Source organism: Geodermatophilus sp. SYSU D00766 (assembly GCF_054049915.1).
Genome location: NZ_JBJGYI010000011.1, coordinates 1 through 14,304, shown reverse-complemented (window position 1 = coordinate 14,304; position 14,304 = coordinate 1). Strand labels below are relative to the sequence as shown.

Genomic DNA, 14,304 nt, shown 5'->3' with positions numbered 1-14,304 from the left:
CCCGAGCTGCCCGGCGTCCTCGACGGCGCCGCGGTGCGGCAGACGGTGGCCGCGATCGCCGCGGAGCAGGCCGCCGACGGCGCGCTGCCGTGGTTCCGCGGCGGGCAGCTGGACCCGTGGGACTCGATCGAGGCGGCGATGGCCCTGGACGTGGGCGGCGAGCACGCCCGCGCGGTGGCCGCCTACCGCTGGCTGGCCGGCCGGCAGCGCCCGGACGGCTCCTGGGCCGCTGAGTACCGCGGCGGCGCCGAGACCTCCCCCGCCGTCGAGAGCAACCACGCCGGCTACCTCGCCGTCGGCGCCTGGCACTCCTGGCTGGCCACCCGCGACGAGGTGCTTGTCGGCGAGCTGTGGCCGGTCGTGCGCCGCGGCCTGGACCTCGTGGTGCGCATGCAGCTGGCCAGCGGCGCGGTCGGCTGGGCGCTGCGGCCCGACGGCACCCCCGACGGCACCGCGCTGCTGACCGGCAACGCCAGCCTGTTCCAGGCGCTGCGCTGCGGCATCGCGCTGGCCGGGCTGGTCGGGTCGCCGCAGCCGGACTGGGAGCTGGCCGTCACCGACCTCGGGACGGCGCTGCGCAGCGACCCCGCCGCCTTCGCCGACCGGTCGCGGTACTCGATGGACTGGTACTACCCGGTGCTCGCCGGTGCGGTCACCGGCGAGGCCGCCCGCGCCCGGCTGGCCGCCGACTGGGACCGCTTCGTCGTCCCGGGCCTGGGCGCCCGCTGCGTCGCCGACCGCCCGTGGGTGACCGGCGCGGAGACCTGCGAGCTGGCGCTGGCGCTGGTGGTCGCCGGACAGCCGGAGGCCGCGCGCGAGCAGGTCGCCGCGATGCAGCACCTGCGCCACGGCGACGGCTCCTACTGGACCGGGCTGGTCTACGCCGACGACGCCCGGTGGCCGGTGGAGCGCACCACCTGGACGGCGGCGGCGGTGGTGCTCGCCGTCGACGCGCTCTCCGGGGCCACGCCGGCGTCGGGGCTGTTCGCCGACCCGGCCGCGCTGCCGGCGCCCGGCACCGTCGACACCCCCGGTTCGGCGGCGCCGTTGCCGGGCAGTCGACGTCCGTGACCAGCACCACCGAGCACCCCGGCGCGACCCCGTCCCCGACCGCCGACGGCGTCACCGTCGTCGTCATGAGCCGCGACCGCCGCGAGGACCTGCTCGCGACGCTCCCCCGGCACGAGGCGCCGGTGGTGCTCGTCGACAACGGCTCCACCGACGGCACGGTCGACGCCGTCCGCGCCGCGCTGCCGGGGGTGACCGTGCTGGCGCTGCGGGAGAACGTCGGCGCCCGGGCGCGCACCATCGGCGCCGGGCACGCCGGCACGGAGTTCGTCGCGTTCGCCGACGACGACTCGTGGTGGGCGCCGGGCGACCTGGCCCGCGCCGCGGCGCTCATGCGCGCCCACCCGCGGCTGGCGGTGCTCAACGCCCGGGTGCTGGTCGGCCCGGAGGAGCGGCTGGACCCGCTGTGCCCGGAGCTGGCGGCCAGCCCGCTCGGCGCGCCGCCGCACCTGCCCGGCCCGCGGCTGCTCGGGTTCATCGGCTGCGCGGCGATAGTGCGCACCGAGGCGTTCCTCGCCGCCGGCGGGTTCGACCCCGTGGTGCGCTTCCCGGGCGAGGAGGAGCGGCTCGCCCTCGACCTGGCCGCCGCCGGGTGGGACATCGCCTACGTCGACGCGGTGACGGTGCATCACCACCCCTCGACCCGGCGGCACGACCCCGCGGCCCGCCGCACGGCGATCTGGCGGTCGCGGCTGCTCACCGCGGTGATGCGGCTGCCGTGGCGCGACGTGGCGCGCACCCTCGCCGCCGGGGCGCGGGCCGGTGCCCCCGAGCGGCGCGGCCTGTGGCGGGCGGTGCCGGACCTGCCGGCCGCGCTGCGCCGCCGTCGCCGGGTGCCGGCGCACGTGCTGGCCGACCTGCGGCTGCTGGAGGCCGGCTCGTGACGGCGACCGCCGGCCGGCCGGTGGACGTGGAGGCGGGGCCTGACGCGCGGGTCGCCGTCGTCGTCATCACCCACGAGCGGCGCGAGGAGCTGCTGGTTGCGCTGTCGCGGCTGGTGGAGCTGCCGGAGCGGCCACACGTGGTGGTCGTCGACAACGGCTCCACCGACGGCACGGCGGAGGCGGTCCGCGCGCGGTTCCCCGCGGTGGAGCTGGTCGCCAGCCCGGTCAACCTCGGGGCGGTCGGCCGCAACGTCGGCGTCGCGCGGCTCTCGACGCCCTACGTCGCCTTCTGCGACGACGACACGTGGTGGGAGCCGGGGTCGCTGCGGACGGCGGCGGACGTCCTCGACGCCCACCCGCGGCTGGCCGTGGTGACCGCGCGGATCCTCGTCGAGCCCGGCGGCCGGGAGGACCCGATCGTGCCGGAGCTGCGCGACTCCCCCGTCCCCGGCGCCGCCTGGCTGCCCGGCCCGGCGCTGGGCTCGTTCCTCGCGGGCGCCAGCGTGGTGCGCCGGGAGGCGTTCGGCGAGGTCGGCGGCTTCTGCGAGCGGCTGTGGCTGGGCGGCGAGGAGGAGCTCATGGCCGGCGACCTCGCCGCCGCCGGCTGGGAGCTGTGCTACCTGCCCGCCCTGACCGTGCACCACCAGGCCTCCCGGGCCCGCGACTCCCACCGCCGTCGCCGCGACGGCATCCGCAACACCCTGTGGACGACGTGGCTGCGCCGTCCCCTGCGCCCGGCGCTGCGCCGCACGCTGCACCTGCTGGCCACCCTGCCCCACGACCGGGTCACCGCGCAGGGGCTGCTGGCCGCCGCCCGCGGCGTGCCGTGGGTGCTGCGCGAGCGGCGGGTGCTGCCCGCCTCCGCGGAGGCGCGCTTCGCCGCCCTCGACGCCGTCCAGCGCCGCAGCTCGGCGCGCCGCTACGTCAGCTGAGCCCGGGGAGGGACGCCCGTGACACCACCGGACCGCCGCGACCAGCCGCCGACCACCGCGGACGAGGCGACGAGGCTACGACCCTGACGGCCTTCCTGCGGTACCAGCGGCAGACGCTGGAGTGGAAGTGCGCCGGCCTGACCCCGCAGCAGCTCGCCACCCGGGCCGTGCCGACGTCCGAGGTCACGTTGCTGGGGCTGGTGCGTCACCTCGCCGCCGTCGAGACCGGGTGGCTGGTCGGCTTCGGCGGGCTGCCGTACACGATGTGGCCCGACGTCGTCCGCGACCGCGACGAGCAGTTCCGCGTGGACCCCGCCACGGTGACCGCGGACGACGTCGAGGCGGCCTGGGCCACCTGGCGGGCGGTCGCCGACGCGGTGGGCTCGGTGGCGCGGCAGCTGCCCCTCGACACCACCGAGCGGCCCTGGGGGCGCGACGACGCGTTCTCGCTGCGCTGGATCCTGGTGCACCTGGTCGAGGAGTACGCGCGGTACAACGGCCACGCCGATCTCCTCCGCGAGGCGGTCGACGGCGTCACCGGGGAGTGAGTCCGCCCGCGCCGGGGAGCGTGTGCGCCGCCGAGGCATAGGAAGCTCTCCCCACGTCCGGGGCCCGGATACGTGGGGAGAGCTTCCTATGCCTCAGGGGGTCAGGTCGCGCAGGCGATGCAGGTCCGGGTCGTGGGACGGGCCTCGAGGCGCTCGGGCGCGATCGGCGCGCCGCAGGTCTCGCAGCGCCCGTAGGTGCCCGCCTCGACGGCGGTGACCGCGGCGTCGACCTCGGCCAGCCGCCGCCGCGCCTGCTCCAGCAGCGCCGCCAGCTGCTGGCGCTCGAAGGCGATGGTCGCGCCCTCCGGGTCGTGCTCGTCGTCGGCGTTGGACGCCTGCGAGGCGGCGACCACGGCGTCGAACTCGCGGGTCAGCGCCGCGATCTGTGCCAGGGCGGCGGCGCGCTCCGCCCCGAGCCGGTCAGCGCTCACGGCGCAGCAGCCGCAGCGACCCGGTGCCGGGCAGCTCGGTGAAGTCGCCGCCGGCCAGCACCCGCGTGTAGACGCCGAAGGGCGCCCGGCCGCCGTCGGCGGGGTCGGGGAAGACGTCGTGGATGGCCAGCGTGCCGCCCACGGCCAGCTTGGCCACCCAGGCGTCCTGGTCGCGGCGGGCGGACTCCTCGGTGTGGCTGCCGTCGAGGAACAGCAGCGCCAGCGGCGTCGACCACAGCGGCGCGAGCACCTCCGACCGGGTGACGACGGCGACGACGACGTCCTCGGCCCCGGCGTCGGCGACGGTGCGGCGGAACCGCGGCAGGGTGTCGACGAGCCCGACGGCGGGGTCGACCAGCGACGGGTCGTGGTACTCCCAGCCGGGCTGGTGCTCCTCGGACCCGCGGTGGTGGTCGACGGTGACCACCTGCCGTCCGGTCTCGCGCGCGGCGGCGGCGAGGTAGAGCGCCGACTTCCCCATCCACGAGCCGACCTCCAGCAGCGGCCCGGGGACGGCGACGGCGCGGGCGGCCTCGTACAGGGCGCGGCCCTCGTCGTCGGGCATGAAGCCGGGGGCGGCGCGGGCGGCGGCCAGCAGGTCTGAGCTCACCGGGCGAACCTCGCACGCAGCGCCGACATCCGCTTCTCCGGGGCGGCGCCGGCCGCCGTCCCGGCCGCGGTGGCGAAGAACGCGCCGGCCGCCGTCGTCACCGGCACCGCCAGCACCAGCGCGATGGCGCCCACCAGCGTCCGGATGACCTCCTCGGCCAGCGCCGAGCTGGTCAGCACGACCCCGGCCGGCTGCGCGTAGAGCTCGAACAGCAGGAGCAACGGCAGCGCGGCCCCGGCGTAGGCGAACACGATCGTGTAGACCGTCGAGGCGATGTGGTCGCGGCCCACCGCCATGCCGCGGCGGTAGAGGTCGCGCCACCCCATCGCCGGGTCGACCTCCTTGAGCTGCCACAGCGCCGAGGCCTGGGTGATCGTCACGTCGTTGAGCACCCCGAGCCCGGCGACGACGACCCCGGCGATGACCAGCCCGGAGAAGTCGAGCGTCGGGTCGAAGGTGGCCAGCTGGATGGTCTCCTCGTTGGTCAGCCCGGTCAGCCGCGCGACGCCGACCGACACCGAACCTAGCACGGTCACCAGCGCCAGCCCGAACAGCGTGCCCACCAGCGCCGTCGTCGTCCGGGCCGAGAAGCCGTGGGCGAGGTAGAGGACGACGAACATGATCGCCGCGGAGCCGACGAGGCTGACCAGCGTCGGCGAGGACCCCGCCAGCAGGGCGGGCAGCACGAACTGCAGGAGCACGAAGAAGGCGAACGCCAGGCCCACGAGCGCGGCCAGCCCGCGCAGCCGGGCGACGGCGACGGTGACGAGCGCGAAGGCGACGGCGAGCACCAGCATCGGCGTCGCCCGCGCGAGGTCGTAGAACTGGTAGCTCGCGCCGCCCTCGGCACCGGGATCGCGGGTGAGCACGACCGTGTCGCCCTCGGCGACCCCGTTGGCGACGACGTCGGCGGCGAGGTCGACCTGCTGGTACTCCCCGGCGCCGGGCCCCTCGAGCACCTCGACGACGGCGGTCGCGCAGGTGGCCTGCGCGGTGCCGGGGTCCCCGCAGGGGAAGGTCTGCAGCGACACGATCCGGCCGTCGGGGTAGGTGGTGCCCGGCGGCAGGAAGGTCTCGGCCACCTGCTGGGCGCGGGTGGGCTCGTCGGCGGGCCAGAGCACGACCAGGCCGACGACGGTGGCCAGCCCCGCCGGGACCAGGAGCAGCAGCATCAGCCACACCGCCCGGCGACGGCGGGTCAGCGTCTCCGGGGTCGGCGGCGGCGCGTCGGGGTCGGCACCGTGGGAGTGACCGTGGGAGGGAGGTGGCACCCGGTCAGGCTAGGAGCCGCGCCGCTGCGGACCCGGTCCGACACCGGGTCAGGCGCTGCGCCCGTCGGGCCCGTCCGGCCGCCGGGTCTGCGCGCCCGACGGCGGGGAGCCGCCGGCGTCGGCCGGCCCGGCCTCGGGGTCGACGACCTCGAAGCGCCGCCACAGGCCGGTCAGCTGCAGCGGCCGGGCGACCGCGGCCGGCGGGGAGACCAGGGCGACGGTGACCGCGCGCGGCTGCGTCATGCGCTGCAGCTGCACCAGCACCGCCATGCCGGCGGAGTTCATGAACGTCACCCCGCCGAGCAGCAGCTCCAGCCGGGACAGCGTGGGCACCGACAGCAGCTGGTCGGTGACCGCGCGGACCAGGGGGCGCCGGGCGGCCTCGGTGAGCTCCCCGGTGACCGTCACGCGGCTGACGTCGCCGTCGAGCTCGGCGGTGACCTCCGGGGCGGTCCCGTCGGGCGGCTCGGCAGCCTCTTCCTCCTGGGGCGGTACGGACTCGCTCATGTACGCGCACTGCCCGCTGCCCGCGGATCCCATGCCCGGGCCCGCGTCCCGGAGCGCCTCACACGAGCCCGTGGGCGTGCACGGCCTCGGCGACCTGCAGGAAGCCGGCGACGTTGGCGCCGAGGACGAGGTCGCCCGGGGAGCCGTACTCCTCGGCGGTAGCGGCACACCGCTCGTGGATGCCGCGCATGATCTCCTCCAGCCGCGCCTCGGTGTGCTCGAAGGTCCAGCGGTCCCGCGAGGCGTTCTGCTGCATCTCCAGCGCGGAGGTGGCCACTCCCCCGGCGTTGGCGGCCTTGCCCGGCGCGAACGCCACCCCGCTCTCGCGGAGGACCCGCACCGCGTCGGGAGTGGCCGGCATGTTGGCGCCCTCGACGACGTGGCGGCAGCCGTTGCGGGCCAGCACCACCGCGGCGTCCCCGTCGAGCTCGTTCTGCGTCGCGCTGGGGATCGCGACGTCGCAGGGCACGTCCCAGATGCTGCCGCCGGCGACGAACGACGCCGACGGGACGCGCTCGGCGTAGGCGCCGATGCGGGCCCGCTCGACCTCCTTGACCTGCTTGAGGACCTCGAGGTCGATGCCCTTCTCGTCGACGACGTAGCCGCTCGAGTCCGAGCAGGCGACCACGGTGCCGCCGAGCTGGTGCACCTTCTCGATGCCGTAGACGGCGACGTTGCCCGAGCCGCTGACGGTGACCCGCTTGCCGTCGAAGGACTCCCCGGCGGCCTCCATCATCGCCTCGGCGAAGAAGGCCGCGCCGTACCCGGTGGCCTCGGTGCGGACCAGCGCCCCGCCCCAGCCCAGGCCCTTGCCGGTGATGACCCCCGACTCGTAGCGGTTGGTGATCCGCTTGTACTGGCCGAACAGGTAGCCGATCTCGCGGGCGCCCACGCCGATGTCACCGGCGGGCACGTCGGTGTACTCGCCGAGGTGCCGGTAGAGCTCGGTCATGAAGGACTGGCAGAAGCGCATGACCTCGGCGTCGGAGCGGCCCTTGGGGTCGAAGTCCGAACCGCCCTTGCCGCCGCCGATGGGCATCCCGGTCAGCGCGTTCTTGAACACCTGCTCGAACCCGAGGAACTTGACGATGCCGAGGTTGACCGAGGGGTGGAAGCGCAGCCCGCCCTTGTAGGGCCCCAGCGCCGAGTTGAACTCGACGCGGAAGCCGCGGTTGATCTGCACCTCCCCGGAGTCGTCCTGCCACGGCACCCGGAAGATGACCTGCCGCTCGGGCTCGCAGATCCGCTCCACGGTCTTCATCTCGGTGTACTCGCTGTGCCGGCGCAGCACGACGGCCAGCGACTCGAGGACCTCGCGGACCGCCTGGTGGAACTCCGGCTCCGCGGGGTTGCGGCGCAGCACCTCCTCGTGGATGCGCTCGACCACCGGCGGCAGGCTGTCGGTCACGGGGTCCCTCCGCTCTGCGACCGGACCCGTTCCGGATCCGCGACGGGGCCATGATGCCGGGCCGGGGACCGGCGGCCGCGAGGGGGGCCGGTCCGGTCCGGAGGCGGAACACCACGGAGGAGAGGATGTTTACATAGGTGTCCGAGGGAGGTAATCTCCAGTCACCGCTTGAGGTTCATTTCGAGCGGCGCACACACACCGGATCTCCCAGGAGGTTCCCGAGATGCTGACCGCGTACGACCCGTTCGCCGCCACGTCCGCCGCCTTCCGCGCACTGGACCAGCTCGCCGGCCGTACCGGCACCGCCCGTGCCCTGTCGGGCATGCCCATGGACGCCTACCGGGTCGGCGACAAGTTCGTCGCCCACTTCGACCTGCCCGGCGTCGACCCCGGCTCGATCGACCTGTCGATCGAGGGCACCACGCTCACCGTCAGCGCCGAGCGCTCCGTACCGCAGCTGGAGAACGCCGAGTGGGCCGTCGCCGAGCGCCCCTACGGTGCCTACACCCGCCAGCTGGTGCTGGGCCGCAGCCTCGACACCGACCGGCTCGAGGCCAGCTACCACGACGGTGTCCTGACCGTGAGCATCCCGGTCGCCGAGAAGGCGCGGGCCCGCAAGATCACCGTCACCCGCGCCGACGTGCCGACCCAGGTCGAGGGCCGGACCATCGAGCACGACAGCGAGCAGCGCGCCGTCGAGAGCTGACGGGTGCGCTGATCGGGCGACCCGCACGCGGGGCCGGGCCGGCACGGCCCGGCCCCGCGCCGTTCCCGGGACACCCCCGGCACCCACCCCCACCCGACACCCCCGGCCGACGAGGAGCCCCCCGTGAGCAGCGACGCACGGCCCGGTGCCGACGACGGCGCGCCCGGGACTCCCCGGCCACAGGACACCGCGACCGACACCGCGACCGACACCGCGACCGACGCCGTCCGCCGGCTCGACGACCCCGACTTCCCCGCGCTCACCATGAGCCAGGCCGCCGCGCTGCTGGGCGTGCAGGCGGCCTTCCTGCGCAGCCTCGACGGGTCCGGGGTGCTGCACCCGCACCGCTCCCCCGGCGGGCACCGCCGCTACTCCCGCCACCAGCTGGTGCTCGCCGCCCGTCTTCGCGGCCTGCTCGACGAGGGGCACCCGCTCGCCTCGGCCGAGGTGATCGTCGGCCTGCAGGACGAGCTCGCCGACGCGCGGGCCTCCAACGACCGGCTGCGCGACACCGTCGACCGGCTGCGCTCGGACAGCCCGGAGAGCCCAGCTCCGGACGGGGATCTGCACACCCCTGGGGGGTAGGGGTACAGTGGTGGTGTGAGCGACGCGGAGACCACCCCCGGCCACGTCCACGGCTATCTCCACCGCAAGGACGACCACCTCAAGCGGCTGCGCCGCATCGAGGGCCAGGCGCGCGGGTTGCAGCGGATGGTCGAGGACGAGAAGTACTGCATCGACATCCTCACCCAGGTCTCGGCCATGACCTCGGCGCTGCAGTCGGTGGCGCTGAGCCTGCTCGAGGAGCACCTGGCGCACTGCGTCGCCGAGGCCGTCGCCACCGGCGGCCCGGAGGCCGACGCGAAGGTCCGCGAGGCCTCCGCCGCGATCGCCCGGCTCGTCCGCTCCTGACCCGACCCTCCCGGAGGACCCCCGTGAGCACCGCCAGCTACACCGTCACCGGCATGACCTGCCAGCACTGCGTCGCCGCCGTCACCGAGGAGGTCGGCGACCTGCCCGGCGTGACCGGCGTGGAAGTCGACCTGTCCAGCGGCGGGCTGACCGTCACCAGCGAGACCCCGGTGGACGACGACGCCGTGCGCGCCGCCGTCGAGGAGGCCGGGTACGAGCTCGCCGCCCGCTGAGCCGATCCCCCCGAGGAGCACCCCCGTGCGCACCCCCGTCCGGCTCGCCGCCACGACCCTGGGCCTGACCGCGGTCCTCGGCGCCGGGTGGGGCGTCGGCGCGCTCGTGGGACCGGTGGCCGCCGCGCCGGCCGCCGCGGAGCACGCCGGGGAGGCCCCTCACGCCGAGGGCGGGCACGCCGGGGCGGTCCCGGAGGAGCCGCACGACCAGCCCGCCGGCCTGGCCGTCTCCGCCGAGGGCCACACCCTCGACCTCGCCGCCGACGCGCTGCCCGCCGGGGACGCCGTCCCGCTGTCGTTCCGCCTGCTCGGCCCCGGCGGCGCCCCGGTCACCGCGTACGAGACCGTGCACGAGCAGGACCTGCACCTCGTCGTCGTCCGCCGCGACCTGACCGGCTACCAGCACCTGCACCCGGTCCTCGCCCCCGACGGCACCTGGACGGCGACGGTCGCACTCAGCCCCGGCCCGTGGCGGGTGCTGGCCGACGCCACACCGACCGCGCGCGGCACGGGGCTGGTGCTGGGCGCCGACCTCGCCGTCGGCGGCCCGTGGGAGCCGGTGCCACCGCCCGACCCGTCGGCGACCGCCGAGGTCGACGGCTACACCGTCACCCTCGACGGCGAGCTGGTGGCCGGGCGCGAGTCGGAGGTCGTCCTCACCGTGACCCGCGACGGCGCGCCGGTGACCGACCTGCAGCCGTACCTCGGCGCGCGCGGCCACCTGGTGGCACTGCGGGCCGGGGACCTCGGCTACCTGCACGTCCACCCGACCGGCGGTGCCGGCGGTGCGGTGCGCTTCGCCGTCGAGGTGCCCGCGGCCGGCGAGCACCGGCTCTTCCTCGACTTCCGGCACGGCGACGTCGTCCGCACCGCCGTGTTCCCCGTGACCGCCCGGAGCGCCCCGTGACCACCCCCACGCAGATCGAGCTGTCGATCGGCGGCATGACCTGCGCGTCCTGCGCGGCCCGCATCGAGAAGAAGCTCAACCGGCTCGACGGCGTCACCGCGACGGTCAACTACGCCACCGAGAAGGCCCGCGTCACCTTCGGCGGCAGCGTCGTCCCCGAGGACCTCGTCGCCACCGTGGAGAAGGCCGGCTACACCGCCGCGCTGCCCGCGCCGCCGCGGGAGGACGTCCCGGAGGCCGACCCCGACGCCGCGTTGCGGCAGCGGCTCGTCGTCTCGGCGCTGCTCAGCCTGCCGGTGGTGCTGCTGGGCATGGTCCCGGCGCTGCAGTTCGAGTACTGGCAGTGGCTGTCGCTCGCGCTGGCCGCGCCGGTGGTCGTCTGGGGCGGGCTGCCCTTCCACCGCGCCGCGTGGACCAACCTGCGCCACGGCGCGGCCACCATGGACACCCTCGTCTCGCTGGGCACCGGCGCGGCGTTCCTGTGGTCGCTGTACGCGCTGTTCCTCGGCACCGCCGGCGAGCCCGGCATGACCCACGGCTTCTCCCTCGCCGTCACCCGCACCGACGGCAGCGGCGACGTCTACCTCGAGGCCGCCGCCGGGGTGACCACCTTCCTGCTGGCCGGCCGGTACGCCGAGGCCCGCGCCAAGCGCCGCGCCGGCTCGGCGCTGCGCGCCCTGCTCGAACTCGGCGCCCGCGAGGTGTCGGTGCTGCGCGGCGGCGCCGAGACCCGCGTCCCGGTCGAGCAGCTGCACGCCGGCGACCTGTTCGTCGTCCGGCCGGGCGAGCGGGTGGCCACCGACGGCGCGGTCGTCGAGGGTTCCTCGGCGGTCGACGCCTCGATGCTCACCGGCGAGTCGGTGCCGGTGGAGGTCGGCCCCGGCGACCCCGTGGTGGGCGCGACGGTCAACGCCGGCGGCCAGCTGGTCGTGCGGGCCACCCGGGTGGGCTCGGACACCCAGCTCGCGCAGATGGCCCGGCTGGTCGAGGAGGCGCAGAACGGCAAGGCCCAGGTGCAGCGCCTGGCCGACCGCGTCTCCGGCGTCTTCGTGCCCGTGGTGCTGGCGCTGGCCGCCGCCACGCTCGGGTTCTGGCTGGGCACCGGCGCGGGAATGACCGGGGCGTTCCCCGCCGCCGTCGCCGTGCTGATCATCGCCTGCCCGTGCGCGCTCGGGCTGGCCACGCCGACCGCGCTCATGGTCGGCACCGGCCGCGGCGCGCAGCTGGGCATCCTGGTGCGCGGCCCGGAGGTGCTGGAGTCCACGCGCCGGGTCGACACCGTCGTCCTCGACAAGACCGGCACCGTCACCACCGGCCGGATGAGCCTGACCGGCGTCGTCGCCGCCGACGGCGAGGACCCCGACGAGGTGCTGCGCCGGGCGGGCGCGCTCGAGGACGCCTCCGAGCACCCGATCGCCGCCGCCGTCGCCGCCGCCGCCCGCGCGCGGCTCGGTGCACTGCCCGCCGTCACCGGGTTCGGCAACGAGGCCGGGCGCGGCGTGCGCGGCGCCGTCGACGGCGTGCCCGTGGTCGTCGGGCGCCCCGCGCTGGTCGGCCCGCTGGCCCCCGAGCTGGCCGAGGCCGTGGCCGCCGCGGACGCGGCCGGCCGCACCGCGGTCGCCGTCGGCTGGGACGGCGCGGCGCGCGGCGTGCTGGTCGTCGCCGACACCGTCAAGCCGACCTCGGCCGCGGCCGTGCGGCAGTTCCGCGACCTGGGGCTGCGCCCGGTGCTGCTCACCGGCGACTCCGCCGCCGCGGCCGCCGCGGTGGCCGCGGAGGTCGGCGTCGACGACGTGGTGGCCGAGGTGCTGCCGCAGGACAAGGTCGAGGCCGTCCGGCGGCTGCAGGCGCAGGGCCGCACCGTGGCGATGGTCGGCGACGGCGTCAACGACGCGGCCGCGCTGGCCCAGGCCGACCTCGGGCTGGCCATGGGCACCGGCACCGACGTGGCGATCCAGGCCAGCGACCTCACCCTGGTGCGCGGCGACCTGCGCGCCGCGGCCGACGCCGTCCGGCTGGCCCGCCGCACGCTCGCGGTGATCAAGGGCAACCTCTTCTGGGCGTTCGCCTACAACGTCGCGGCGATCCCGCTGGCGATGGCCGGGCTGCTCAACCCGATGATCGCCGGTGCCGCGATGGCGCTGAGCTCGGTGTTCGTCGTCACCAACAGCCTGCGGCTGCGGCGGTTCGCGCCGCTGCCGGGCAACGCGAGCTCCGCCGTCCCGGACTGACCCGCGCTCAGCGGGGCCGCAGGCCCTCGAGGAGGGCGTCGACGGTCTGCACGAGCAGCGCGTCGACGTCGCCGCCGCGCAGCACGCCGCTGACCGACAGCGCGGCCACCCCGTGCAGCGCGGCCCACAGCGCCGTGGCCAGCGCGGCCGGGTCGCCGGCGCGCACCTCGCCCCGGGCCTGCGCGTCGGCGACCACCGCGTCCGGCCCGGACAGCCCCGGGCCCTCGTGCGACTCGCCGGCGGCCTTGCCCGCGAACATCAGCTCGAGCAGCGCCGGCTCCCCGGTGGCGAAGTGCACGTACGCGCGCCCCAGGGCGAGCAGCCGGGGGCGCAGCCCCGCGCCGGCGCCGGGGTCGGCGGTGGCCAGGGCGGTGTCGAGCCGCTCCCACCCGGCGCGGGCGAGCGCGGCGAGGAAGGCCTGCCGGTCGGGGAAGTGCCGGTTCGGGGCCGCGTGGCTGACGCCGAGGTCGCGGGCCAGCGCCCGCAGCGACAGGTCGGCCACCGTGCCGGTGCGCAGCTGCTGGGCCGCCCGGTCCAGCAGGGCGGCCCGCAGGTCCCCGTGGTGGTAGGGCTGCTCGGCGGTGCGCACGTCGCGGGAGCGTACTCGGAGTAGACGTTGACCACATTGTTGACGACGACTACATTCACTCGGCATGACGATCCCCTCGTTCCCGATCCCCTCCCAGGCCGGCCGCACCGCCGTGGTCACCGGCGCCACCAGCGGGCTGGGCCTGGCCACCGCCCGCGCACTCGCCGGCGCCGGCGCCCGCGTGGTGCTCGCCGTCCGCGACGTCGCCCGCGGCGAGGCGGCCGCCGCCGGCCTGCCCGGCGAGGTGGAGGCGCGGCGGCTGGACCTCGCCGACCTCGCCTCGGTGCGGGAGTTCGCCGCCGGGTGGCGCGGCCCGCTCGACCTCCTGGTCAACAACGCGGGGATCATGATGGTCCCCGAGGGCCGGACCGCCGACGGCTTCGAGCTGCAGTTCGGCACCAACCACCTGGGGCACTTCGCGCTCACCGTGCAGCTGCTCCCGCACGTCACCGACCGGGTGGTCACGGTCTCCTCGACGGCCCACCGGGTCGGCTCGATCGACCTCACGGACCTGAACTGGGAGCGCCGCGGGTACTCCCCGGAGCGGGCCTACGGCCAGTCGAAGCTGGCCAACCTGCTGTTCACCCTGGAGCTGCAGCGCCGGCTGACCGCGGCCGGCTCACCGGTGCGCGCGATGGCGGCCCACCCGGGCTGGTCGGCGACCAACCTGCAGGGCCGGACCGGGAACCGGGTCAAGCACGCGGTGATGGCGCTGGGCAACCGCGTGATCGCGCAGTCGGCCGCGCGGGGCGCGCTGCCCACGCTGTTCGTGGCCACCGCGGACCTCCCCGGCGGCAGCTACGCCGGCCCGGACGGCGCCTTCGAGGTCCGCGGCGAGCCGACGCTGGTCGGGCGCACCCGCGCGGCCAGCGACCCCGACCTCGCCGCCCGGCTGTGGGCGGCCTCGGCCGAGCTCACCGGCGTCGACCTCCCCGCCGTCCTGCCCGCCGCCGTCTGAGCACGTCCGCGGCCGTGGCCGGCCCACCCCCCCCCCCCCGCCGGGGGGGGGCGGGGGCGTGGTGCCTCCGTCGGCCGGGCCTGTGGGCCGGGGGGGGGGGGGGGGCGGG

The 14,304-nt window shown here is 76.5% G+C and carries 17 protein-coding genes; 11 read left to right on the top strand and 6 right to left on the bottom strand.

Annotated features, from left to right (window positions below; translation table 11 throughout):
* Window positions 1-33: 33 nt before the first annotated feature.
* Genes ACI8AD_RS10910 through ACI8AD_RS10895 form a run of 4 tightly spaced genes read left to right on the top strand, consistent with a single transcriptional unit; the run spans window position 34 to window position 3,432 of the window.
* Entirely contained in the window at window positions 34-1,071 is a 1,038-nt protein-coding gene (locus tag ACI8AD_RS10910; protein WP_456870543.1) for a prenyltransferase, read from the top strand.
* Window positions 1,068-1,952, top strand: a complete 885-nt coding sequence (locus ACI8AD_RS10905) for a glycosyltransferase family 2 protein (protein WP_456870542.1) — start codon at window positions 1,068-1,070, stop codon at window positions 1,950-1,952. The genes ACI8AD_RS10910 and ACI8AD_RS10905 overlap by 4 nt, the downstream gene beginning before the upstream one ends.
* Window positions 1,949-2,884 carry a glycosyltransferase family 2 protein gene (locus ACI8AD_RS10900; RefSeq protein WP_456870541.1) on the top strand — a complete coding sequence of 312 codons (936 nt, stop codon included), beginning with the start codon at window positions 1,949-1,951 and terminating at the stop codon, window positions 2,882-2,884. The genes ACI8AD_RS10905 and ACI8AD_RS10900 overlap by 4 nt, the downstream gene beginning before the upstream one ends.
* Window positions 2,779-3,432, top strand: a complete 654-nt coding sequence (locus ACI8AD_RS10895) for a DinB family protein (RefSeq protein ID WP_456870540.1) — start codon at window positions 2,779-2,781, stop codon at window positions 3,430-3,432. Before ACI8AD_RS10900 ends, ACI8AD_RS10895 begins: the two co-directional genes overlap by 106 nt.
* Window positions 3,433-3,533: 101 nt before the next feature.
* On the opposite strand, the gene ACI8AD_RS10890 is transcribed toward ACI8AD_RS10895, so the two are convergent.
* From ACI8AD_RS10890 to gdhA, 5 genes are read right to left on the bottom strand one after another with little or no spacing between them, the layout of a single operon-like run.
* Window positions 3,534-3,863 carry a TraR/DksA family transcriptional regulator gene (locus ACI8AD_RS10890; protein WP_456870539.1) on the bottom strand — a complete coding sequence of 110 codons (330 nt, stop codon included), beginning with the start codon at window positions 3,861-3,863 and terminating at the stop codon, window positions 3,534-3,536.
* A complete protein-coding gene (locus tag ACI8AD_RS10885) occupies window positions 3,853-4,473 on the bottom strand; it encodes a class I SAM-dependent methyltransferase (RefSeq protein WP_456870538.1) in 621 nt (206 codons plus the stop codon). The genes ACI8AD_RS10890 and ACI8AD_RS10885 overlap by 11 nt, the downstream gene beginning before the upstream one ends.
* Window positions 4,470-5,744, bottom strand: a complete 1,275-nt coding sequence (locus ACI8AD_RS10880) for a YibE/F family protein (protein WP_456870537.1) — start codon at window positions 5,742-5,744, stop codon at window positions 4,470-4,472. Before ACI8AD_RS10880 ends, ACI8AD_RS10885 begins: the two co-directional genes overlap by 4 nt.
* Window positions 5,745-5,792: 48 nt before the next feature.
* Window positions 5,793-6,251 (bottom strand): STAS domain-containing protein, encoded by a 459-nt coding sequence (locus ACI8AD_RS10875; RefSeq protein ID WP_456870536.1) that lies wholly within the window; start codon window positions 6,249-6,251, stop codon window positions 5,793-5,795.
* Between the two features lie 58 nt (window positions 6,252-6,309).
* Window positions 6,310-7,659, bottom strand: a complete 1,350-nt coding sequence (gene gdhA, locus ACI8AD_RS10870; protein WP_456870535.1) for an NADP-specific glutamate dehydrogenase — start codon at window positions 7,657-7,659, stop codon at window positions 6,310-6,312.
* A 223-nt stretch (window positions 7,660-7,882) separates the two neighbouring features.
* Here gdhA and ACI8AD_RS10865 point away from each other — a divergent pair, with 223 nt between their 5' ends.
* The 6 genes from ACI8AD_RS10865 to ACI8AD_RS10840 all read left to right on the top strand — a co-directional run bounded on the left by ACI8AD_RS10865 (window position 7,883) and on the right by ACI8AD_RS10840 (window position 12,648).
* Window positions 7,883-8,365, top strand: a complete 483-nt coding sequence (locus ACI8AD_RS10865; protein ID WP_456870534.1) for an Hsp20/alpha crystallin family protein — start codon at window positions 7,883-7,885, stop codon at window positions 8,363-8,365.
* A 123-nt stretch (window positions 8,366-8,488) separates the two neighbouring features.
* Window positions 8,489-8,950 (top strand): MerR family transcriptional regulator, encoded by a 462-nt coding sequence (locus ACI8AD_RS10860; RefSeq protein ID WP_456870533.1) that lies wholly within the window; start codon window positions 8,489-8,491, stop codon window positions 8,948-8,950.
* A gap of 15 nt (window positions 8,951-8,965) precedes the next feature.
* Window positions 8,966-9,277 carry a metal-sensitive transcriptional regulator gene (locus tag ACI8AD_RS10855; RefSeq protein WP_456870532.1) on the top strand — a complete coding sequence of 104 codons (312 nt, stop codon included), beginning with the start codon at window positions 8,966-8,968 and terminating at the stop codon, window positions 9,275-9,277.
* A gap of 23 nt (window positions 9,278-9,300) precedes the next feature.
* Complete coding sequence (locus ACI8AD_RS10850; RefSeq protein WP_456870531.1) at window positions 9,301-9,510, top strand: heavy-metal-associated domain-containing protein; 210 nt, start codon at window positions 9,301-9,303, stop codon at window positions 9,508-9,510.
* Between the two features lie 25 nt (window positions 9,511-9,535).
* On the top strand, window positions 9,536-10,417 hold the full coding sequence (locus ACI8AD_RS10845; protein ID WP_456870530.1) for a hypothetical protein: 882 nt from the start codon (window positions 9,536-9,538) through the stop codon (window positions 10,415-10,417).
* The gene (locus ACI8AD_RS10840; protein ID WP_456870529.1) at window positions 10,414-12,648 is read left to right on the top strand and encodes a heavy metal translocating P-type ATPase; all 2,235 of its coding nucleotides are present in this window, start codon (window positions 10,414-10,416) and stop codon (window positions 12,646-12,648) included. Before ACI8AD_RS10845 ends, ACI8AD_RS10840 begins: the two co-directional genes overlap by 4 nt.
* A gap of 7 nt (window positions 12,649-12,655) precedes the next feature.
* On the opposite strand, the gene ACI8AD_RS10835 is transcribed toward ACI8AD_RS10840, so the two are convergent.
* Window positions 12,656-13,237, bottom strand: a complete 582-nt coding sequence (locus ACI8AD_RS10835; RefSeq protein ID WP_456870528.1) for a TetR/AcrR family transcriptional regulator — start codon at window positions 13,235-13,237, stop codon at window positions 12,656-12,658.
* 64 nt (window positions 13,238-13,301) lie between these two features.
* Between ACI8AD_RS10835 and ACI8AD_RS10830 the strand changes: the two genes are divergently transcribed.
* On the top strand, window positions 13,302-14,195 hold the full coding sequence (locus ACI8AD_RS10830; RefSeq protein ID WP_456870527.1) for an oxidoreductase: 894 nt from the start codon (window positions 13,302-13,304) through the stop codon (window positions 14,193-14,195).
* The last annotated feature ends 109 nt before the right edge of the window (window positions 14,196-14,304 follow it).